This is a genomic window from Brachybacterium phenoliresistens, from assembly GCF_000576425.1.
In the GTDB taxonomy this organism is placed as follows: domain Bacteria; phylum Actinomycetota; class Actinomycetes; order Actinomycetales; family Dermabacteraceae; genus Brachybacterium; species Brachybacterium phenoliresistens.
On sequence record NZ_KK070004.1, the window covers coordinates 52,750 to 73,596 of the forward strand.

At 74.6% G+C, this 20,847-nt stretch carries 11 protein-coding genes and 1 pseudogene; 4 read left to right on the forward strand and 8 right to left on the reverse strand.

The window, feature by feature from the left end; translation table 11 throughout:
* Nucleotides 1-37 precede the first annotated feature (37 nt).
* The 3 genes from BF93_RS19425 to BF93_RS16195 form a co-directional block, all read right to left on the reverse strand.
* Nucleotides 38-2,143: an acyltransferase family protein gene (locus BF93_RS19425; RefSeq protein ID WP_051487100.1), complete on the reverse strand. Its 2,106-nt coding sequence runs from the start codon at nucleotides 2,141-2,143 to the stop codon at nucleotides 38-40.
* 62 nt (nucleotides 2,144-2,205) lie between these two features.
* A complete protein-coding gene (locus BF93_RS16190; protein WP_051487101.1) occupies nucleotides 2,206-4,545 on the reverse strand; it encodes an acyltransferase family protein in 2,340 nt (779 codons plus the stop codon).
* 353 nt (nucleotides 4,546-4,898) lie between these two features.
* A complete protein-coding gene (locus BF93_RS16195) occupies nucleotides 4,899-7,478 on the reverse strand; it encodes an acyltransferase family protein (RefSeq protein ID WP_051487102.1) in 2,580 nt (859 codons plus the stop codon).
* A gap of 279 nt (nucleotides 7,479-7,757) precedes the next feature.
* Between BF93_RS16195 and tgt the strand changes: the two genes are divergently transcribed.
* Complete coding sequence (gene tgt, locus BF93_RS16200; RefSeq protein ID WP_038374096.1) at nucleotides 7,758-9,062, forward strand: tRNA guanosine(34) transglycosylase Tgt; 1,305 nt, start codon at nucleotides 7,758-7,760, stop codon at nucleotides 9,060-9,062.
* Nucleotides 9,037-10,605: a PQQ-binding-like beta-propeller repeat protein gene (locus tag BF93_RS16205; RefSeq protein WP_038374057.1), complete on the forward strand. Its 1,569-nt coding sequence runs from the start codon at nucleotides 9,037-9,039 to the stop codon at nucleotides 10,603-10,605. Before tgt ends, BF93_RS16205 begins: the two co-directional genes overlap by 26 nt.
* A 156-nt stretch (nucleotides 10,606-10,761) precedes the next feature.
* Here BF93_RS16205 and BF93_RS19140 read toward each other — a convergent pair whose 3' ends face one another.
* The 3 genes from BF93_RS19140 to BF93_RS16220 form a co-directional block, all read right to left on the reverse strand.
* Nucleotides 10,762-11,652, reverse strand: coding sequence for a hypothetical protein (locus tag BF93_RS19140; protein ID WP_051487103.1), 891 nt, complete (start codon nucleotides 11,650-11,652; stop codon nucleotides 10,762-10,764).
* Between the two features lie 137 nt (nucleotides 11,653-11,789).
* Entirely contained in the window at nucleotides 11,790-12,869 is a 1,080-nt protein-coding gene (locus BF93_RS16215; protein ID WP_038374058.1) for a hypothetical protein, read from the reverse strand.
* A gap of 82 nt (nucleotides 12,870-12,951) precedes the next feature.
* Nucleotides 12,952-15,933 (reverse strand): glycoside hydrolase family 2 TIM barrel-domain containing protein, encoded by a 2,982-nt coding sequence (locus tag BF93_RS16220; RefSeq protein WP_038374060.1) that lies wholly within the window; start codon nucleotides 15,931-15,933, stop codon nucleotides 12,952-12,954.
* A gap of 112 nt (nucleotides 15,934-16,045) precedes the next feature.
* Between BF93_RS16220 and BF93_RS16225 the strand changes: the two genes are divergently transcribed.
* On the forward strand, nucleotides 16,046-17,560 hold the full coding sequence (locus BF93_RS16225) for a DUF3375 domain-containing protein (protein WP_038374061.1): 1,515 nt from the start codon (nucleotides 16,046-16,048) through the stop codon (nucleotides 17,558-17,560).
* Between the two features lie 165 nt (nucleotides 17,561-17,725).
* Here BF93_RS16225 and BF93_RS16230 read toward each other — a convergent pair whose 3' ends face one another.
* Entirely contained in the window at nucleotides 17,726-19,309 is a 1,584-nt protein-coding gene (locus BF93_RS16230) for an MFS transporter (protein ID WP_084148642.1), read from the reverse strand.
* A gap of 102 nt (nucleotides 19,310-19,411) precedes the next feature.
* Here BF93_RS16230 and BF93_RS16235 point away from each other — a divergent pair, with 102 nt between their 5' ends.
* Nucleotides 19,412-20,293, forward strand: coding sequence for a helix-turn-helix transcriptional regulator (locus tag BF93_RS16235; protein WP_038374063.1), 882 nt, complete (start codon nucleotides 19,412-19,414; stop codon nucleotides 20,291-20,293).
* 26 nt (nucleotides 20,294-20,319) lie between these two features.
* Here BF93_RS16235 and BF93_RS19885 read toward each other — a convergent pair.
* A pseudogene (locus BF93_RS19885) lies at nucleotides 20,320-20,847 on the reverse strand (hypothetical protein); the annotation flags it as partial.

Consider the following 20,847-nt stretch of genomic DNA (forward strand, 5'->3'; position numbering starts at 1 on the left):
TGTACGGAGGCGGGGCTGTGGGCCGTCCGCGCCGGGCTCAGCCCCAGCTCCAGCCCTGCGCGGAGAGCTGCCCGTCCACGGCGGGGGCGAGGGTGCGGGCGTAGGCGGCGGAGATGTGGCTGCCGTCCATCCACACGAACACGTTGCCGATGATGGGCACGCAGACGCGGCCCGGGCACATCTCCTCGACGGCGTCGACGCTGTAGTAGCGGCCCGTCCCCTCGCCGACGGTCACCTGCGGCTGCGGGTTCTCGGGGAGGTACTGCTCGGCCACGTCGATGCGGCAGTCCTCGCCGTCGGTCTCGTGGCACTCGAAGGGGTCCCGGGGCAGGCGCGGCATGTCGCGGTAGCCGATCACGTCGATGCCGACGTCCAGCATCGGCTGCTGGAGGTCGGCGATCCCGGTCATCGGCTGCTCCGCATCGGGCCCGGCCGCGGGCAGGAAGGTGGAGGCGGAGGCGAAGGCGTCGGGCTTCAGCTCGAGCATCCAGGACATCAGCGCCTGGTTGTGGGCGTTGCAGTCCGGTGGGACGGGCTCGCCGGTGGAGAAGGCGCAGCCGCCGCTGACCACCAGCATCACGTCCCAGCCCCGGGCCTTCGCGGTCTCGAACAGGGCCGGGGCGAACTGCTCGTCGCGGGAGTTCCCGGCGACCACCAGCAGCGGGCCGGAGCCGTCGCCCTCGAAGCCGCAGTACTGGGCGAGGTCGTCCGGGACGCCGTGGTCGGCGCAGGTCCCGCTCAGGGCGAACCAGTCGGAGGTGCGCTTGTCCGGCGGGGGCAGCAGCTCGGGGGAGGCATCGCCCTGGTACTCGTACTGCGGGGCCAGGGCCCCGGCGCCGGGGTTGTTGGTGGCCGCCTCGGCGAGGAGCTCCTGCTCCTGGCGGTCCAGGGCGCGGGTCCAGGCGGTGGTGGTCCCGAGGATCAGGGCGAGGCTGGTGACGATGACCAGCCCGCCGCGCCACCACGAGGCGCGCAGGCTGCGGCTGGTGCGGATGGGGGCGTCCACCAGCACGGTCAGCAGCCAGGCCAGGACGATGCTGGCCGCCACCAGAGCGGTGCCGAGCTTCGGGCTCGCATGCGTGGAGTCCCGCAGGACCAGGCCGAACACCAGCAGGGGCCAGTGGACGAGGTAGAGGGCGTAGGAGATGTCGCCGAGCCATTGCAGGGGCCGGGAGGACAGGAGGCGGTCGGCTCCCCAGCGGGTGCCGGTGGGTCCGGCGATGATGACGAGCGCGGCGGCCAGCAGCGGCCAGAGGGCGACGTATCCGGGGAAGGCTCCTTCGACGTCGATCACCCATCCGGCCGAGAGGATCAGGGCCAGTCCGATCCATCCGGCGCCGGCGCGGAGGGCGGCGACGCCCTGGGCTCCGTCGGCCTGCCGGTAGCGGAGGCGCCGTTCGATGGAGGGCAGGACGAGGGCGATGACGGAGCCGAGGCTGAACTCCCACAGGCGGGTGCGGGTGTCGAAGTAGGCGAAGGTCTGGTCCGTGGCGGTCAGGTGCACCGACCAGGCGAAGGACGCGGCGGTGATCGCGGCGAACAGGACGAGCATGACGGTGCGGGGGCGGGCGCGCAGGATCTTCGCGGCGAGGGCTGCCAGGGCGAACAGCAGCGGCCACAGCAGGAAGACCTGTCCCTGGATCGACAGGGACCAGAAGTGCTGGAACGGGGAGGCGGTGGAGTGATCGGCCGCGTAGTAGTCCACCGAGCGGAAGGCCAGCAGCCAGTTCTCCCAGTACGTGCCGGAGGCGACCGCCTCGGCGATCAGCTCCCGCCACCGTTCCTCCGGCAGCAGCAGGAACACCCCGGCGAGGCTGCCGAGGATCACGATCGCCGAGGGCGGCAGCAGGCGCTTGAACGCGTGGATCCAGTAGGAGGGGATCTGCAGCGCCGAGCCGGTCTCCAGCTTGCGGGCGAAGGACCCGGTCAGCAGGAACGCGCTGATCAGCAGGAAGATGTCCACGCCGCCGGAGACGCGGCCGAACCAGATGTGGTAGCAGACGACCATGAGGATCGCCACGGCCCGCAGGCCCTGCAGCTCCGGACGGAAGGTCGAGGCGACCCCTGCGCCCTCAGCAGCGGCGGGCGCCCCAGGGGCGGGGGAGGCCGCGGGGTCGCGGAGGTGCTTGGGGTATCCGGTCATCGACGGGGACCGGGCGCGGGCTGGTCGAACACCTGGCCCAGGGTACAGAGCGGAGGGGCCCTCTACGCGGAGGCGGGCGCGAAGCCCGACGCGTCGACCGCATCGTGGAACGCACCGCCGAGGGAGGCCGAGTACGTCGTGGAGAGATGGTTGGAGTCCACGAACACGTGGACGTTGCCGACCTCGGGCGTGCAGGTCCCGCCGGGGCAGATGCGGGAGGTGAGGTCGATGGTCGTGATCCGCGCCCCGGAGGATTCCTGGTTCAGCCGCAGGGCGAGCGGGATCATCGGGTCGAACGGGGCCAGGGACGGATGCACGGGCGTGTCGCAGTCGGTGCCCTCGGCGACGCATTCGGCCATGTCCACGGCGAAGCGGGGGTTGTCGCGCAGGGAGAGGATCGGCACGCCGGCGTCCAGCAGCTGCGGGGCCAGCGCGGCGAAGCCGTCCACGACCTGCTCGCTGCCGCGCCCGGGGACCGCCGATCGGGTGCCGACGGTGATGAAGGCATCGGCGTGGTTGTCCCGCACGAAGTCCACGACCTGCTCGTTGTACTGGGCGCACCAGGAGATGCCGGTGGTCTCCCCGAAGGCGCACTGGGGCCGGGCGACGGTGATGACCCGCCATCCCAGGTCCTGCGCCGCGGCCTGGATCATGGGCAGGGCCTGCATGGCGTGGGAGTTCCCGGAGACGATCACGAGCGGGGCGTCCGCGGTGCCCGGGTCGTGGATCTCGGAGCAGAAGGCGGCGATGTCGCCTCCGCCGGGGACGATGATGTCCTCGCGGCAGGGGACGTCGGGCCGGAACATGTCCCCGGGGAGGTCCTGCGGCAGCGGGAGCGCGGGGGCGGCGGGATCGATCTCGGGGCTGGGCGTGTAGCCGTCCTCCAGCACCCGGGCGCCGGGGTTGTCGATCCATTCCGCCGCGGCGGCGGCCTGCTCGAGCTGCTGCCCCTGCTGGTCCAGGTTCGCCCGCCAGGTCAGGGCGGTGGCGAGGATCAGCGCGAGGGCCAGCACCGCGACGAGGGCGCCGCGCCACCAGCGTTCGCGGAGCCGGCGGCTGGTGCGGATGGGGCGGTCCAGGGCGATGGTCACGAGCCAGGCGAGGAGGATGCTGGCGCTGACGAGGCCGGTGCCGAGCAGGGGGCCGGCGTGGCCGGTGCCCGTGGCGACGAGGGTGAGCACGAGCAGGGGCCAGTGGACGAGGTAGAGGGCGTAGGAGATGTCGCCGAGCCATTGCAACGGTCGGGAGGAGAGGAGGCGGTCGGCTCCCCAGCGGGTGCGGGTGGGTCCGGCGGTGATGACGAGTGCGGCGGCCAGCAGCGGCCAGAGGGCGACGTAGCCGGGGAAGGCGCCTTCGACGTCGATCACCCATCCGGCCGAGAGGATCAGGGCCAGGCCGACCCAGCCGGCCGCGGCCCGCCCCCGCGCATGACCGTTCGCCGCCGGATCCTGCGGGAGGCGGAAGCGCAGCCGCTGCTCGATCGACGGCAGCACGAGCGCGATGACGGAGCCGAGGCCGAACTCCCACAGGCGGGTGCGGGTATCGAAGTACGCGAAGGTCTGGTCGGTGGCCGTGAGGTGGACGGACCAGGCGAAGGAGGCGACCGTGACCGCGCCGAACAGGACCAGCAGCACCGGCCGCGGCCGCAGCCTCGTGCGCCGGCACACGAGGGCGGCCAGGAGGAACAGCAGCGGCCACAGCAGGAACACCTGGCCCTGGATCGACAGGGACCAGAAGTGCTGGAACGGCGAGGCGGTGGCGTGATCGGCCGCGTAGTAGTCCACCGAGCGGGCCGCCAGCAGCCAGTTCTCCCCGTACACCCCGGAGGCCATGGCCTCGTCAATGAGCTCGCGCCACCGCGTGCGGGGCAGCAGGGCGGAGGTCGCGGCGAGGCTGCCGAGGATCACCAGCGCCGCCGGCGGCAGCAGCCGCGTGAACACGTGGATCCAGTACGACGGCACCTGCAGCGGCCGGCCGGTCTCGAGCTTGCGGGCGAAGGATCCGGTCAGCAGGAACGCGCTGATCAGCAGGAAGATGTCCACCCCGCCGGAGACGCGGCCGAACCAGATGTGGTAGCAGACGACCATGAGGATCGCCACGGCTCGCAGGCCCTGCAGCTCCGGACGGAACGGCGAGACGGCTGGGGCGTCCACGGCGATCGGCGCCGCCGGGGAGGTCTGCTCGGCGTCGGCCCGCCGCCGCCCGGGCGTCGCCGCCGCCGAGGGGGCCGGGGCCGGATCGTCCGCGAGGTCCTCCCGGGGCGGGGTCGGATCGGCTGCCGCGAGATCCTCCCGGGGCGGGGCCGGGGTCTCGTCCTCGGGTGGGGGCGGATCGTCGTCCTTCCCGTCCTGCAGCCAGGGATCGGGGGCAGGTGTCGACGGCGGGGCGGGAGTCTCGGGCACGGCATCGGCCGGCGCATCGGGGGTCGGCGCCGTGTCGACGACGATCGTCGGTGCCTCCGGTGCCTCCGGTGCCTCCGGTGCCTCCGGTGCCTCCGGTGCCTCCGGTGCCTCCGGTGCGGATTCCGCTGGTGCTGCGGGTGCCTCCGATGCCGGTGCCGCAGGTGCTGCCGGAACGTCGGCTCGGCGGCGCCCGCGGGCGTGCCGGTGGGCGGCGGCGCGCGCGGTGGGGCGTGCGGCGCTGCGCAGCTCCTCCTGCTCCGGCCGGGGGGTGCCGCGGCGGCGGCCGCGGGGAGCCGCGGAAGGCGTGCCGCCCGGACCGGCCGTCCCGGCATCGGCCCCGGGGCGCTCCTGTGTCATGAGGCCTCACCGGGCGCGGTATCGGCCCGGCGCGCGGCGGAGCGGTCGAAGGCCTGCAGGAGGCGGTCCTCCAGCTGCGGTGCCGCGGAGCGCGCGTAGGTCGCGGTGATGTGGTTGTCGTCGAGATACACGTAGACGTTCCCGATGATCGAGGGGCAGCGGCCCTCCGGGCAGATCACGTCGTTCATGTCGATCGCGGCGTAGCCGGGGTGGCTCTCCTCCCAGCCGGCCGTCGGGTCGGGCGTCGTCGCGGCGACGTGCTCGAAGGAGCAGCTCTCGGCCTTCGTGCTGAGCTCGCACTCCTCGTGGGAGGTCGCGAACCGGGGGTTGTCGCGGATCCCCAGCACCGTCGCTCCGCCCTCGGTCCAGCGGGACACCTGCGCCTCGGTGCCCTCCCGGATGACCTCCTGCGTGCCGTCGCGGGTGGTGAAGGTGGACTGGATGAGCACGGCGTCCGGGTCGTGCCGGGCGATGAAGGCCTCGGCCTGGCCCAGCCAGGCGTCGCAGTCGGCCGCGGGGTTGTCCTGGGCGGAGGTGAAGAAGCACGCCGGGCGGCGGACGATCACGAGGTCCCAGTCCTGCCGCTGGGCGATCGGGATGAGCGCGGCCATCCACTGGTCGGTGTGGCTGTTGCCGACGGCGACGACCCGCCGGGTCGGCTCCTCGGGGGCGACCAGGTGGGCGCAGTCCAGGTGCGCGAGGCCGCCGATGTCCATGCCGGGCTCCTCGTCGCACCAGCCGGTCATCTCGTCCGATGCCCAGTCCGAGGTGCGGGCGCCGAGCGCCGGCACCACCGGGGCGTCCGGGTCGCCGGCGGCGACATATCCCTCCGCCAGGACGCGGGCCCCGGGATTGTCGGCCGGGGCGGCCTGTGCCGCGAACCGCTCCTGCTGCTGGTCCAGGACCCGGGCCCAGCCCACGCTCGGGCCGATGATCAGCGTCAGGCTGGTGAGGACGACGAGGGCGCCGCGCCACCAGCGTTCGCGGAGTCGGCGGCTGGTGCGGATGGGGCGGTCCACGGCGATGGTCACGAGCCAGGCGAGGAGGATGCTGGCGGTGACGAGGCCGGTGCCGAGCAGGGGGCCGGCGTGGCCGGTGCCGGTGGCGACGAGGGTGAACACGAGCAGGGGCCAGTGGACGAGGTAGAGGGCGTAGGAGATGTCGCCGAGCCATTGGAGGGGCCGGGAGGACAGGAGGCGGTCGGCTCCCCAGCGGGTGCCGGTGGGTCCGGCGATGATGACGAGCGCGGCGGCGAGCAGGGGCCAGAGGGCGACGTAGCCGGGGAAGGCGCCTTCGACGTCGATGACCCATCCGGCCGAGAGGATCAGGGCCAGGCCGATCCATCCGGCTGCGGCGCGGAGGGCGGCGAAGCCCTGGGCTCCGTCGGCCTGCCGGTAGCGGAGGCGCTGTTCGATGGAGGGCAGGACGAGGGCGATGACGGAGCCGAGGCTGAACTCCCACAGGCGGGTGCGGGTGTCGAAGTAGGCGAAGGTCTGGTCCGTGGCGGTCAGGTGCACGGACCAGGCGAAGGACGCGATGGTGATCGCGGCGAACAGGACGAGCATGACGGTGCGGGGGCGGGCGCGGAGGATCTTCGCGGCGAGGGCGGCGAGGGCGAACAGCAGCGGCCACAGCAGGAAGACCTGTCCCTGGATGGACAGGGACCAGAAGTGCTGGAACGGGGAGGCGGTGGAGTGGTCCGCGGCGTAGTAGTCCACGGACTGGAGGGCGAGCAGCCAGTTCTCCCAGGAGGTGCCCGCCGCGAGGGCCTCGGTGAGGAGGCCGCTCCACCGAGTCTGGGGGAGCAGGAAGAAGATCCCGGCGAGGGTCGCGAGGATCACCAGCGCCGAGGGCGGCAGCAGGCGCTTGAACGCATGGATCCAGTACGACGGCACCTGCAGCGGCCGGCCGGTCTCCAGCTTGCGGGCGAAGGATCCGGTCAGCAGGAACGCGCTGATCAGCAGGAAGATGTCGACGCCGCCGGAGACGCGGCCGAACCAGATGTGGTAGCAGACGACCATGAGGATCGCCACGGCTCGCAGGCCCTGCAGCTCCGGACGGAACGGCGAGAGCGGGGACAGCGCGCGCCGCTGCGCATCCGGTGCGGCGGGAGCGGGCGCCGGCGCCTCCGGCGCGGGCTCCGACCTCTCCGGGGCGGGCGCCGGCTTCTCCGGCGGCGGTGCCGGGGATGCAGGAGCGGGCACGGTCGCGGCCGCGGGTGCGGGGGCAGGGGCAGGCTCGGCAGCGGCCGCCGAGGCGACCGGGACCCCGGGGCCGGTCTCGGGCTCGGCTCCGGGCGCGGCGGCGCGGCGGCGGCCGTGGGCACGGCGTCCGGGAGCCGCACCGGCAGGGACGGGCTGCTGCGGAGTGCTCGGATCCGAGGGGGTCGAGCCCGGGCTCGTCGGCGCCGCGTCGCCGGCAGCTCTCAGCCGGGCGAGCTCCTCCTGCTCGGACAGCGGCGTCCCGCGTCGGCGCCCCCTCGACGGGCCGGCGGAGGCGGGGGGAGCGGGTCCATCGTGGTCGATGTCCTTCTCCTTGTCGTCGCCGGGCGCTCGGGCGCCGGGTCGCGCGAGCACGGAGATTCTAGTGCGCGCCGGGGCGCGGGGTCCCGGGGTTCGCAGACACGTCACAGCGCGCCCCGCGGACCATCGGCCGCCGACGGGCCGGCCGGCGGGACCCGGCCACGACAGCGACCCGGTCGCCACGCCTCGGGCGGGGACGGGCGGTGCGGGCCGTGGGACCATAGGGCCGTGACCTCCGCGCCCTCCGCCTCCGACCCTCGCGACACCGCCTCCGCCGCCTCCCGGGGCACGGACCCCGGCCGCCGCGCCACCGGCTCCGATGCCTCGTCCGGGGTGCGTCCCGCCGGGGCCGACCTCGCCGCCGGCGTCCCCTCGGCCGGGGCGCACCCGGGCCGGGCCGAGTCCGGCTTCGAGGTCACCGCACGGCACGGCGAGAAGGCCCGCGCCGGGGTCATCACCACGCCCCACGGGCCGATCGCCACGCCCGCCTTCATCCCCGTGGGCACGAAGGCGACCGTCAAGGCGGTGCTGCCGGAGTCGATGACCGACCTCGGGGCGCAGGCGCTGCTGGCCAACGCCTACCACCTCTACCTCCAGCCGGGCCACGACCTCGTCGACGAGGCCGGGGGCCTGGGCGCCTTCATGAACTGGCCCGGACCGACCTACACGGACTCCGGCGGCTTCCAGGTGATGAGCCTCGGCGCCGGCTTCAAGAAGGTGCTCTCGAGCGAGTTCTCCGGAGGCCAGAAGGCCCGCACCGCCTCCGGCGAGGACGATGACGTCGCCGCCGGCAAGGAGCGCCTGGCCCACGTCGACGACGACGGCGTCACCTTCCGCTCCTTCATCAACGGCGACGTGCATCGCTTCACCCCCGAGATCTCGATGCAGATCCAGCACGGCCTGGGCGCGGACATCATGTTCGCCTTCGACGAGCTCACGACGCTGATGAACTCGCGCGGCTACCAGGAGTCCGCCCTGGAGCGGACCCGCCTGTGGGCGCTGCGCTGCCTGGCCGAGCATGCCCGCCTCTCGGCCGATCGCACCCATCGGCCCTACCAGATGCTGTGGGGCGTCATCCAGGGGGCGCAGTACGAGGACCTGCGCCGGAAGGCCTCCCGCGATCTCGGCGGGATGGATGTGGAGGGCTGGTCCTTCGACGGCTTCGGCATCGGCGGGGCGCTGGAGAAGGAGAACCTCGGCACGATCGTCGGCTGGGTGACCGATGAGCTGCCCGAGGAGAAGCCGCGCCACCTGCTGGGCATCAGCGAGGTCGACGACCTGTTCACGGCGGTCGCCGCCGGGGCGGACACCTTCGACTGCGTCTCGCCCTCGCGGGTGGCCCGCAACAGCGCCGTCTACACCCGCACCGGGCGGGTGAACCTCACCGGGTCCCGGTACCGGCGCCAGTTCGCGCCCATCGACGAGACCTGCGACTGCTACACCTGCACGCACTACACCGCCGCGTACATCCACCATCTCTTCCGCGCCAAGGAGATGCTGTCCTCGACGCTGTGCACCCTCCACAACGAGCGCTTCGTGGTGCGGCTGGTCGACGAGATCCGCGAGAGCATCGGCCGCGGGGACTTCGAGGCTCTGCGCGAGGAGCGCACGGGTGCCTACTACGGCGCGCCCCGCTGACCCGGCCGCGGGGACGCACGACGGCCCGGCCCACGACGCCGCGACCCTCCTGGGGTTCGCGGTCGCGTCCCTCGCCCTGGGCGGGGTGTGCTGGATGCTCGGGGCGCATCTGCTGATCGGCGCGCTGCGCCTGGCCGCCGGCATGCTGCTGGGTCTCGGCGCGGGCCTCACGGTGCTCGCGATCCTCGCCCGGCGGCGGCCGGGGAGGCGGGGGAGCGGGCGGGGCCCCGCCGCGGCCCTGGGCCTCGCCCTCGCGCTGGCCCTGACCGTCCCCGCAGCGATCGCGCACCGCCCCGACTCCCTGGCCGATGCCGCGATCGCCCGTCTCGCCCCGCTCGCCGAGGGCGACGGGATCATCGCGGGCCGGGACCCGGACGCCCCGGTCCTCATCCACCGCGCCACCGGTCCCGACGAGCTCCTGGACCCCGCCGACGGGAGCCGGCGCACCCTCCCCGAGGCGGACGGCGACCGCGTCCTGCTCGCCGCCGACGGCACCCGGGTGCTGCTGGTCGGCGCCGGCTCCACCCGCGTGCTGGATGCGACGGCTCCCGGCGCCGCGCCGCCCCTGCTCGCCGAGGTCGTCGGCACCCCGATCGCCCTGGCCGGGGACCTGCTCGTCGTGCAGGAGCCGACGCGGACCGGCTGCGCGACCCGCGGGCACGATCTGGCCGCCGGGGAGGAGGCCGCTGCGGCCCTCTGGACGCTGGTGGATGCGACGGAGGGAGGCTGCGAGGCCACCCGCGCCCTCGCCGGCGACGACGCCCCGGCCGCGGTGCTGCCCACGGTCCCCGTGCGCACCGACCCGCGCCAGGGGATCCTGCAGATGGACCCTGCCACGGGCTTCCCCGTCGGTCAGGTGCTCGCCCGGGCCCAGGAGCGCTGCCGCGCGCACGTGACCGGCCCCGAGCCCGCGCCGCCGGGGAGCAGGCCGGGGACGGAGGACCTGGTGCTGCTGGTGTGCTCGGGCGAGGACGGCGCGCTGAGCGTGCGCGCCTTCGCAGGCGGGGCGCCGCTATGGGCATCGGCCCCCTCCCCGGCCGGGCAGTGGGAGGTCCGCGCCGACGCCGGGCGCGTGATCGCCACCGGCACCGAGCAGGGCACGGACGTCCCCGGGGAGATCGTCGCGAGCCGGGAGCGGGCCGCCTGGTCCGCCCCCGGCGGGCCCGGGATCACCGCCGCAGGCGACTTCCGGGCGCGGCTGGGCATCGACGGGACCGCGATGGTGGTCGTGAACTCCGGCGCGCAGACCGTCGCCTACGACACGGCGAACGGCCGGCAGCTGTGGGCCCTGCCGGCGAGCGGCCCCGACGCCGAGGTCACCGGCAGCTCCGCGCACGGCACGAGCATCGTGCTGGATCCCGCGGCCCGCAGCGACGCCCTGGACCCCCGGGATGCGCAGCGGCTGCGGGTGGTCGACGTCGACGGGACGGTCACCGCCGAGCTCGTGCTGCGGGAACGGCCCGGGAGCCTGCATCCGCTGCCCGGGGGCCGGGCCCTGGTCGGCACGGGCGACGCGCTGCTGCTGATCGCGTCCCGCATCTGATCCGGGCGCCGTCCGGGGCCGCGCGCCGTCCGCTCGGGAGCCCCGCGACCTGCGCGCTGCCGGGGATGCGGAGCGGCCCCCGCCGGAGCGGGGGCCGCCTCTGCCTGCGAGGGCTGCCGGGGCCGGGAGAAGGCGGCCACGGACGGCAGCCGGACCTCAGGCGCCGAGCTTCTTCTTCGCGGTGCTGACGACGAAGTACGAGCCGACGAGGTAGACGACGCCGATCAGGAGGATCCGCGCGATATCGGCACCGAAGGTCGCGCGCACCGTCCCCTCGGTCAGCAGCCCGGCGGGGCCGAGGCCCATCGCGCCGGCGATGAACCCGACGACGAAGCTGAGGACCCAGTAGGCGATCGCGGAGACCGGCACCGCGACGGCGACGAGGATCCCGCCCAGACGGGCCTTCTCCCGGGCCGTGACGGCCACGATGACGGCGATGACGAACAGGGCGAAGGCCAGCACCACCCCGCCGCCGCCGATGACGAGGTTCGCCAGGCCCAGCCCGATCGCGCCGCCGGACTGGATGCCCATCTGCGCGTCCTGGGCGGCGCCGGCGCCGAAGATGTAGGCCAGGTCGAGGATCAGCCGGGCGAGGACGGCGAGCACCGAGAGGGCGATCATCGCGATGCCCAGGGTGCGGATCCGCTTCCAGGCGACGCCGTCGGGACCCGGGGTCGCGCCGACCGCGCCGGGGTAGCCGGCACCGGCGGGGGAGGAGCCGACGGGCGCGCCCGCCGGCGAGCCGAAGGATGCCGAGCCCGCGGGCTGCGCCTGCTGGGGCACCTCCTGCCAGGAGCTCGCACCCGCCGGGGACCCGGAGGGGGCGCTCGCGGGAGCGCCGTAGGGGGAGCTCGCCGGGGCGGCGTACGGCGAGGCCTGCGGGGCGGGCTGCGGGGAGGCGGCCGGCTGCTGCCAGCCGTCCTGGCCCTGCCACCCGCCCTGGTCCTGCGACGGCGCACCCTGCCAGCTCTGCGGCGGTGCCGGGTTCTGCGGGTCCTGGCCCTGCGGGGCGCCGGGGTACGGGGACGGGGGGTTGCCCTGGGTCATGGCGGGGCGCTCACTTCTCTCGCGTCACGGGTCGGTCCAGGCCCGATGGTCCGCGCCTGATCACCGACCACGATACCCGTCGCCGCACGTCACCTCCCGTTCGGGGAGGGGCGGGCGCGACTGGGGCCGCGCAGCGCTCACGACCGGCGCGCCGCCGACCAGGACAGGACGACGACCGCGGTCGCGGCGAGCAGCCACAGGAGCACGGAGGACGAGTTCGCCAGCAGGTTCGCGACGGCGTACCCGGCGACCTGCGCGGCGGCCCCGGCCAGGGCGATCAGCTGGGTCATCGCGACGGCGACCACGCCCGCCCCGGCGGCCACGAGCACCGCGATCCACGCCGGCCGGCGGCCGTCCTCGCCGACGCGGCCGATGAGCGAGCCCAGCGCGATCAGCAGGGCTCCGTGCGCCAGGGCGCTCGGCGCGCCGGCCACCAGGGAGGCGAGCTGGATGCGGGCGATGAGGAGGCCCGAGGGCTCCCCGACGAGCAGGTCCCAGGCGGCGGGCAGGCGGACCACGAGCACCCACACGGTCGTGAGGACCATGAGGATCGCGAGCGCGGTCACGGCGATCGCCGCCGTCCGCGCGCTGCGCCGGGAGGCGGCGGGGTCCTGTCCTCGTGGCGCGCCCGAGCCCTCGGACTGCCGCTGCGGGGCGCGGACCGCCCGGAGGGCGAGGACCGCCGCCACGGCGACGCCCGCGGCGGCGACCAGGACAGGGATCCCCAGGGCGAGGAACCGCAGGATCGTGGGCAGCAGGGAGGCGGGCCGGTCCCCGCCCCCGGCGGGGAGCAGATGGATGATCCCGGTCAGCAGGGTCGGCAGGAGATCCGCCGCGAGCACGGCGAGGACGATCGCCACGACGGCGCCCATCGCCCCGCGCGGGGCCCGCGCGTGCAGCCCGAGGGCCGAGACCGCGGCGGCGGCTCCGGCGACGGCGAGCGGGAAGGAGCCGAGGAACGAGGAGACGACGGACAGGACCTGGATGGAGCGCATCCCGCCGGCCGAGGCGTACAGCATCGGGCCGATCACGAGCGAGCCGATCAGCTGCCATCCCGAGGCGAGCACGAGCAGGACGCCCAGCCCGATCGTGGCCCGGAGCCAGCGCCGCGTCCCGGCCGCCTGCCCGGCAGGGGCCGGGACCGTCCCCGGGCCGGCGTCGGCGCCGGGGGCGGACGGCGGGGTCGGTGCGAGCGGATTGCGGCGGTGCGGGTCCATGGGTGCTCCTCCGGGGCCGGGCATCGGGCCGGGTCCCCTGAACGATCACACCGTAGTCGCCGCCGCATGCTCCCGCGCCGTGTCAGCCCTCCGGAGCGCTGAGCGCCAGGCGGAAGGACACCGGGCGGGCGCCGAGCACGTACTGCGGCAGCGGCACGGGCCCGCAGGCGGCCGAGCCCACCCCGTGCAGCGCCGCCGAGACCGTCACCCAGGTGCGGCCGTCGGGGCGCAGGGCGCCGTCGTGGGCGCGGCGGTCCAGCTCGGCGCTGGACCAGGGACGCACCGCCAGCCCCAGGCCCTCGGGCATCCTCAGGTGCAGCCCGCGGCCGGGCGCCTCGCCGCGCACGTGCGCGGAGACGACCCCGGCGCGGTTCCCGTTCTCCTGCGGCAGCACGTAGGGGACCTGGAGATCGTCCACCGTCGCAGCCCACGCCCCGAAGGTCGTGCCGCCCCCGGTGTCCGGGTAGGACTCGTGCGGGCCGAACCCCAGGTACCCGACCATGTCGAGGTCCCCGGGGGCCGAGAGGGTCCAGCCGACCCGCGGGAGCGGCAGATCCTCCGGCCAGGAGGCGCTGGGGGTCACCTCGACCTCGAGGACCAGGGCGGTGCCGTCGCTGGAGTACCGCTCGCGCACATCGGCCCCCAGCGCGGTGCCGTCCAGGCCCAGGCGCCGCGTCACCTCGAGCACCCCGTCGCGGGCGGCGATCGAGACCAGGCGCGAACGGGCCGCGTCCAGGCCGATCCGCCGCCAGCGCGTCTCGAGGGCCACGTGGGTGAAGGCCCGCTCGTTGTCCACCGGTGCACGCCACAGGTCCACGCCCGCGTCGGCGATGTCCAGCGTCCCCAGCCGCACCAGGCGGCCCAGGTCGTCGAGCTCCGCCGGGCCGATCCTCCAGCCGCGCCCCTCCGGCGTCGGGGCGGCGCCCGGTGCGGGCAGGGCGAACTGCTCGGCCAGACGCCCGGCATCCACGTGCGAGGCGGCGACGACCACGTGTCCGGCAGGGACGGGGCCCTCGGCCTCGCGGGTGAGCAGCCGCACCGTCACCGCGCCGTCGGCGAGAGCGGGCAGCGGGATCTCGGCGCTGCCGCCGGGGGCCAGCTCCGGCAGCGTCAGCGGGGTCCAGCTGCGCTGGTCGTCGACCGACACCTCCGCGCGCAGATGCGCGAGGTCGCGGAAGGCGTAGCGGTTGGTCACGCGCGCCGCGCCGTGCGAGACCTCCAGGCCGACGGGGGAGTAGTGGTGCGCGGCGTCCTGCAGCGCCGGCGACGGCGTGCGGTCCGGCAGCACCAGCCCGTCGGCCACGAAGTTGGCGTCGTGCAGGCGCTCGCCGAAGTCGCCGCCGTAGCCGAAGATCTCGTTCCCCTCGGCGTCCCGGGTGCTCAGGCCGTGGTCGATCCACTCCCAGATGAACCCGCCGTGCAGCGAGGGGTAGCGGTGGACCAGGTCCATGTACTCCTTCAGCGAGCCGGCGCCGTTGCCCATGGCGTGCGCGTACTCGATCCACAGGAACGGCTTGGTCAGCGCCGGCGGGTCCGCGAGGAGCTCCTCGTCCGGGGTGACGCCCAGGTGCTCGAGCATGGCGCGCAGCTTCGCCCGGGTGGCGTCGGACAGGTCCTTGCGGCCGATCTCCTCGCTCTCCGCATGGGTCGGGTACATCAGCGAGAAGACGTCGACGTGCTCGGCGAGGTAGTCCTGCTCGTAGATGACCGGCCGGGTCGGGTCCACGGCCCGCACCCGCTCGATCATGGCGTCGGTCACCGGGCCGGTGGAGGCCTCGTTGCCGATCGACCACAGGACGATCGAGGGATGGTTCAGGTCGCGCCGCACGAACCGGTCGGTGCGCTCGATCAGGCTCTGGCGGAACAGCTCGGAGGCGGCAGGACGCTCTGCCGCACCGGTGGCGTCCTCCCCGGTGATGTCCAGATGGAACCCGTGGGCCTCGAAGTCGCCCTCGCAGATGACATACAGGCCGGCCTCGTCGCACACGTCCAGGAAGCGCTGATGCGGCGGGTAGTGGGAGGTGCGCACCGCGTTGATGTTGTGCCGCTTCATGAGGGCGACGTCGAGGTCCTGGTTGTCCGGGTGCTGGGTGCGGCCCACGACGGGGTCGGCCTCGTGGCGGTTCACGCCGCGGAAGACGATCCGCTCCCCGTTGACGCGGAAGATGTCGCCGTCGACCTCCACCCGGCGGAACCCGGCGCGCAGGCGGACCGTCTCCGCGGCCGATGCCACGCGCACGTCGTACAGCGCCGGGGTCTCCGCGCTCCACGGCTCGACGGCGCCGACCTCGAGCACCCCGCCCTCGGCGGGGAGATCGGCCGCGATCTCGAGCTCCGGGATCTCCACGCGCACCGGGAGGCCCTCGCCGCTGATGCCGCAGGCCCGCACCGCGAGGCTGCCCGTGCCGGAGGCCGGGTCGAAGTCGGCGTGGGTGACCAGGTCGTGGATGCCGCCGGCGGGGCGCAGCAGCAGGTCCACGCTGCGGAAGATGCCGCTGGCCCACCACATGTCCTGGTCCTCGAGGTAGGTGTTGGCCGACCACTGCACCACCCGCACCTCGAGCAGGTGCGGGCCCTCGGCGGTCACCAGGTCGGTGACGTCGAACTCCTGGGTGAGGCGGCTGCCTGCGGTCACCCCGACCACGGCGCCGTCGATCCAGATCTTCGCGGCCGAGTCCACGCCCTGGAGGCGCAGCAGCACGCGGCCGCCGTCGGCGACCGTCGCCGACCACTCCTCGGGCGTCTCGATCAGGCGCGAGTAGTGCCCGGTGGGGTTCTCGTCGGGCACGTGCGGCACGTCCCGCGGGATCGGGTAGACGATGTTCGTGTACTGGGGCGCGCCGTGGCCCTGCAGCTGCCACAGCCCCGGCACGGTGATGGGGGAGACGGTGCCCAGGTCCGAGCCGTCGGCCCGCATGCCGTGGCGGAAGTCCCAGGTGCCGTCGAGGGAGAGGACGGGGGCGTCCGAGGTCAGGTGGGCACGGCCGCGCAGGCGACCGCGGCCCGCGGGCAGGGCCTCCCACCAGCGATCGTGCGCGGGGGTCGTCGGGGCAGCGGTGGTCATCCTCGTCCTCCTGGTCGTCACGGTCCGGCACCAACCTACCGGGCCGGGGGATCGGTGGGGAAAGCGCTCGCGGTGCGGGAGGGCACCGTGCGAATTGGTAGGCTCGCCGCTTGTGAGCACGCCCGAGCAGACCCCCGCGCGAGATCGTCGCGCCGACGCGGTCGCCGCGCGCAAGGAGGAGTACGAGCAGCTGCGCCGGCTGAGCACCTGGCGCCTGCTGTCGGCGACCAAGGCGCCTGCGGTGCTGTCCATCCTCCAGTCCGTCTTCCCCGCCGGGAACCGGCGCCTTCCCCGCAGCGAGCTCGTCGCCCGGGTGGAGACGCACGTCGGCCTGCTGCACGACGAGGAGCAGGACCCCGAGCGCGGGCGCACCGGCCGCTCCGCCGCAGAGTACGTGGACGCCTGGGTGCGCGAGGGCTATCTCACCCGGCGCGATGACCCGCAGCGGGTGGAGACCACCTTCGAGCCCTCTCCCGCGACCATCGACGCGGTCCAGTTCATCGCGTCCCTGCAGGAGCATCGGCCCACCACCACCCAGTCCCGCCTGCAGCTGGTCATCCAGCAGTTCGACCGCCTCGCCCAGGAGACGGAGACCGACCGCGACGCGCGCCTGGCGGACCTGCAGCGCCGCCGCGCCCAGATCGAGCACGAGATCGCGGAGCTCGCCCAGGGCGAGCTGATGCTGCCCAGCCCCGAGTCCTCCGTGGACCGTCTGCGGGACATCCTGCAGATCGCCGCGGAGCTGTCCGGCGACTTCCTCCAGTACCGCGAGGACCTGCGCGGCGTGGACCTGCACCTGCGCGAGCAGATCCTGTCCCCGGAGGGCTCGCGCGGCGAGATCCTCGAGCAGCTGCTGGCCGGCGACGACCTGCTGGGCCAGTCCACGGTGGGCCGCACCTTCACCGCCTTCTTCCGCATGCTCAACGATCCGGCGCAGACCCGCCAGGCCCAGGAGGTCGTGGACCGCCTGCTGGAGCGGGACTTCGCCTCCGCGCTCACCCGGGACGAGCGCGAACGCCTCGCCAACGTCTTCAGCGACCTCTACGAGCCGGCGCAGGAGGTGCTGGACGTCAAGACCGAGCTGTACCGTTCCCTGGCCCGGTTCGTGCGCAGCCAGGACTTCCGCCAGCACCGGGTGCTGCTGGACCTGCTGCAGGAGGCGCAGGGGATCGCCCTCGCCCAGAAGGACGAGGTCCCCCCGCGCGATCCGTTCCCGCTGGAGATGCATGTGGCCCGCGCCCGGATCGCCTCGGTCGCACAGCATCAGCTCAAGGACCCCACCGACCCCGGCGCTCCCGTCGAGGCGGAGGTCCACGACGCCACCACCCTGAGCGTCGAGGTGCTCGCCGATCTCGTGCGCAGCAACGACATCGACCTGGTGGGCCTGAGCTCCGCGGTCAACACCGTGCGCGGCCGCGCCGGGCAGGCCTCCATCGCCGACGTCCTGCGCGAGCAGCCCGCCACCCAGGGCCTGGCCAGCGTCATCGGCTTGATGTTCCTGGCGACGCAGCACGCGCAGGGCCGCGAGGGCTCGACCGAGATCGTCACCTGGCGGGAGCTGGACGGCAACGACTACGCCGCCCGCATCCCCGCGTTCTACTTCCTCGACGACGTCCCCGCCGACTGACCGTCCCTGCTGCCGTGCCCTGCGAGCACAGGGTTCCACGACGGCGTGCTCGCGGAAACGATCGGAGTGAATCCGTCGCTCCGAGATCCCCCGGAGTGAATCCGTCGCTTCCCGGCGAGGTAGCGACGGATTCACTCCGGGCGATGGCGCATCGCGCGCCCGGGGTCAGCCGGCTGGCCTGGCCGATGCCGGCGCGGTCGGCGCGGCGTCGACGACCGGCGCGGCCTCGGCGGGCGGTGCGGCGTCGACGACCGGTGCGGCCACGGCGGGCGGGAGGGACATGAGCGAGCGGGCCAGGGCCGCGAAGACCAGGGCGCACAGGGCATGCACGGCGAACACGACGCCCAGCGCGTGATCCATCGCCGCGGCCGCGTCCGCGGCGGTGCGCCCGGCCGCCGCGCCCGCCGCCCCGCCGGCGACATCATGCCCGGCCAGCGACCAGAACAGTCCGCCCAGCAGGGCGACGCCGAGGCTGAGCCCCAGCTGCTGGACCGTCGCGAACAGCCCGCCGACGGTGCCGGCCGCCTCCTGGGGCGCGCGGGAGAGGACCGTGGTCAGTACCGGTCCGAACATGCACGCCTGGACGACGCCCATCGGGATCAGCGCCCATTGCAGGGTGGCGAGGTCGTCGTGCCCGGTCGCGGAGAGCCCGGCGATCGCCAGCAGGATCAGCGACTGGACGACGGCGGCACGCAGCATCGTCCGCTCCCCGGCGCCGGGCACCAGGCGCGGCAGCAGGGCCGAGGTCGCGATGAACGCGATCCCGAAGCCGAGCACGAGCAGGGCCGGGCCCATCGGCCCCATGGCGTAGCGGGACTGGGCCAGCGCCGCCAGCTCGTACAGCATCGCGCCGTAGGTGGTGAAGAACAGCAGAGCCATCACCAGACCGCGCCGCACCACGACGACGCGCAGCACCGACGGCGGCACGACGGGGATGCGGCCCGCCCGCTCGGAACGCAGCTGCAGCGTCCAGAACGCCGCCAGCATCAGGCCGCCGCCCACCAGGGCGGCGAGGGACCAGGCGGGCCAGCCCGAGGACGGTCCGATGGTCAGCGGCACGACCAGCATCAGCAGGGCGGCGCCGAGCACCGCGGAGCCGGGCGCATCCAGGTCCAGCGGGTGCGGGGAGCGGCTGGCCGGGACGGCCCGCAGGGCGAGCACCCCGGCGAGGGCGAGCAGGCCGGTCAGGACCTGCACGGCCCGCCAGCCCAGGTGCTCGGGCAGGGAGGTCGCGACGACGCCGGCGACGATCTGCCCCAGCACGGTGCTCACGCCGCTGACCGCCGCGAACAGCATCAGCCCCCGGGATCGGGCGGCGCCCCGCGCCGTCGTCTGGATGGTCGCGAGCACCTGCGGGGTGAGCAGCCCTGCGCCGATGCCCAGCAGCACCCGCAGCACGACCATGCTCGCGAGCCCGGGGGCGAACGCGGTGGCGATGCTGATCACGGCCATGGCCAGGCCGCCGATCCGCAGCATCCGCCGCCGTCCCCACCGGTCGCCGATCCGCCCGGAGACGACCAGGCCCGCGGCGAAGGCGGTGGTGTACGAGGCGAGGACCAGCTGCTGGCCGGCGGGGCCGGTGCCGAGGTCGTGGCCGATCGCATCGGCCAGCACGTTCACGCTGCCGAAGACGAAGTTCACCGGCATCACCGCGATGAGCAGCACGGCGAGCCCGGCGGCGGTCAGCGGGGCGGGAGGGGAGGAGGGCCCCGCCGCGATCGGCGGGGCGGAGAGGGGTCGTGTGGTCATGGCGACCACCCTCGGCTCCCCGTGATCCTGTGACCAGGAGCCCGCTCATCATGGTACTGACGCCACCTGGCTGTGCCGTCGAGGCGGGGCCACACTGGAGGCATGGAGAACTTCCGCGATCGACGCCAGGAGCTGGGCGCCTTCCTCAGGGCGCGCCGCGAGAAGGTCTCCCCGGCCGATGCGGGGCTGGTCGCGACCGGCCGTCGTCGCACCCCGGGGCTGCGCCGCGAGGAGGTCGCCCAGCTCGCAGGCGTGGGCGTGACCTGGTACACCTGGCTCGAGCAGGGGCGGGCGAAGGGCGTCTCGGAGCAGGTGCTCGATGCCGTGGCGCGGGTGCTGCGGATGAGCGAGGCGGAGCGCCACCACATGCTGGTGCTCGCCGAGCGCACCCCGGCCAAGCCCGCCCCGCCCATGGCCCTGCGCCCCGAGCACGTGTTCCTCCTGGAGCAGATGCTGCCGTGGCCGGCCGCGGTGCAGACCGAGGCCTACGAGATCGTCGCCTCCAACCGGGCCTACCGCTTCCTGTTCGCGGACCTGGACGCGTACCCGCCCGACGACCGCAACTGCGCCTGGCTCATGTTCACCGACCCGGTGTGGCGCGGCAGCCTGGTCGAGGAGGAGCTCGTGCTGCCGGAGATCGCCGCCCGGCTGCGCGCCCGGCAGGCCGAGCATCACGAGGAGCCGCGCTGGCGGGCCCTGGTGGAGCGCCTGCGCGAGGGCTCGGAGGAGTTCCGCGGCTACTGGGACCGCCACGAGGTCGCCGACGACCAGCCGCGGCTGCGGCGCTACCGCTCCCCGCGCGCCGGGCTGATCACGGTGCACTTCCAGAGCCTGTGGCTGGACCCGGCGCTGGGGTCCCGCCTGATCGTCCTGGTCCCGGCCGATGCCGAGTCCCGCGAGCGGCTGCAGCGCAGCGCCGCCTTGCTGGAGGCGGCCCCGGCGTGGACGGCCCGCGAGGACGCGATCGACGCCCTCGCCGGCTGAGGGCCGGGGACCGCGGCGCCGGCCGGTCAGCGGTCGCGACCGGAGCCGTCGCCCGTGGTGCCTTCCCGGGGATCGGCGTCCTCGCGGTGACGCTCGTAGTACTCCTCGTAGTCGACCTCGGCGCCGATCTGTCCGTCCGCATACGGCGAGGCGGGGTGCTCCGGGTGCGACGCGCCCTCCGGGGCGGCGCCATCCGGCACCGCGGCGTCGGCCGGGGGAGCCGTCGGATCGGGGGCGACCCGCGGGTCCGCCGGATCCGGGGCCTGCTGCGATGCGCCCGATGCGGCGTGCTGACCGGCCCGGTCGGACTCCCGGTCGGGGACGGGCTCTCCGCCCGGGGAGGTCGGGGCGCGGAAGGTCACCGCGTCCTCGGGGCCCGGACGCAGGATCTCGACGTCGTCCGACGCCTCGGCCGCGCGCCGGCCGTGCCCCTCGGGACGGCCCTCCCCGGGAGCCGGGCTCCCGGCGCGGTCCTGGTCGGCGCGCTCCCGGTCGGCGCGGTCGGGGTCGTCGAGGTCGTGGTCGAAGGCGGCGAGCGCCGCGGCGCCGGCCGC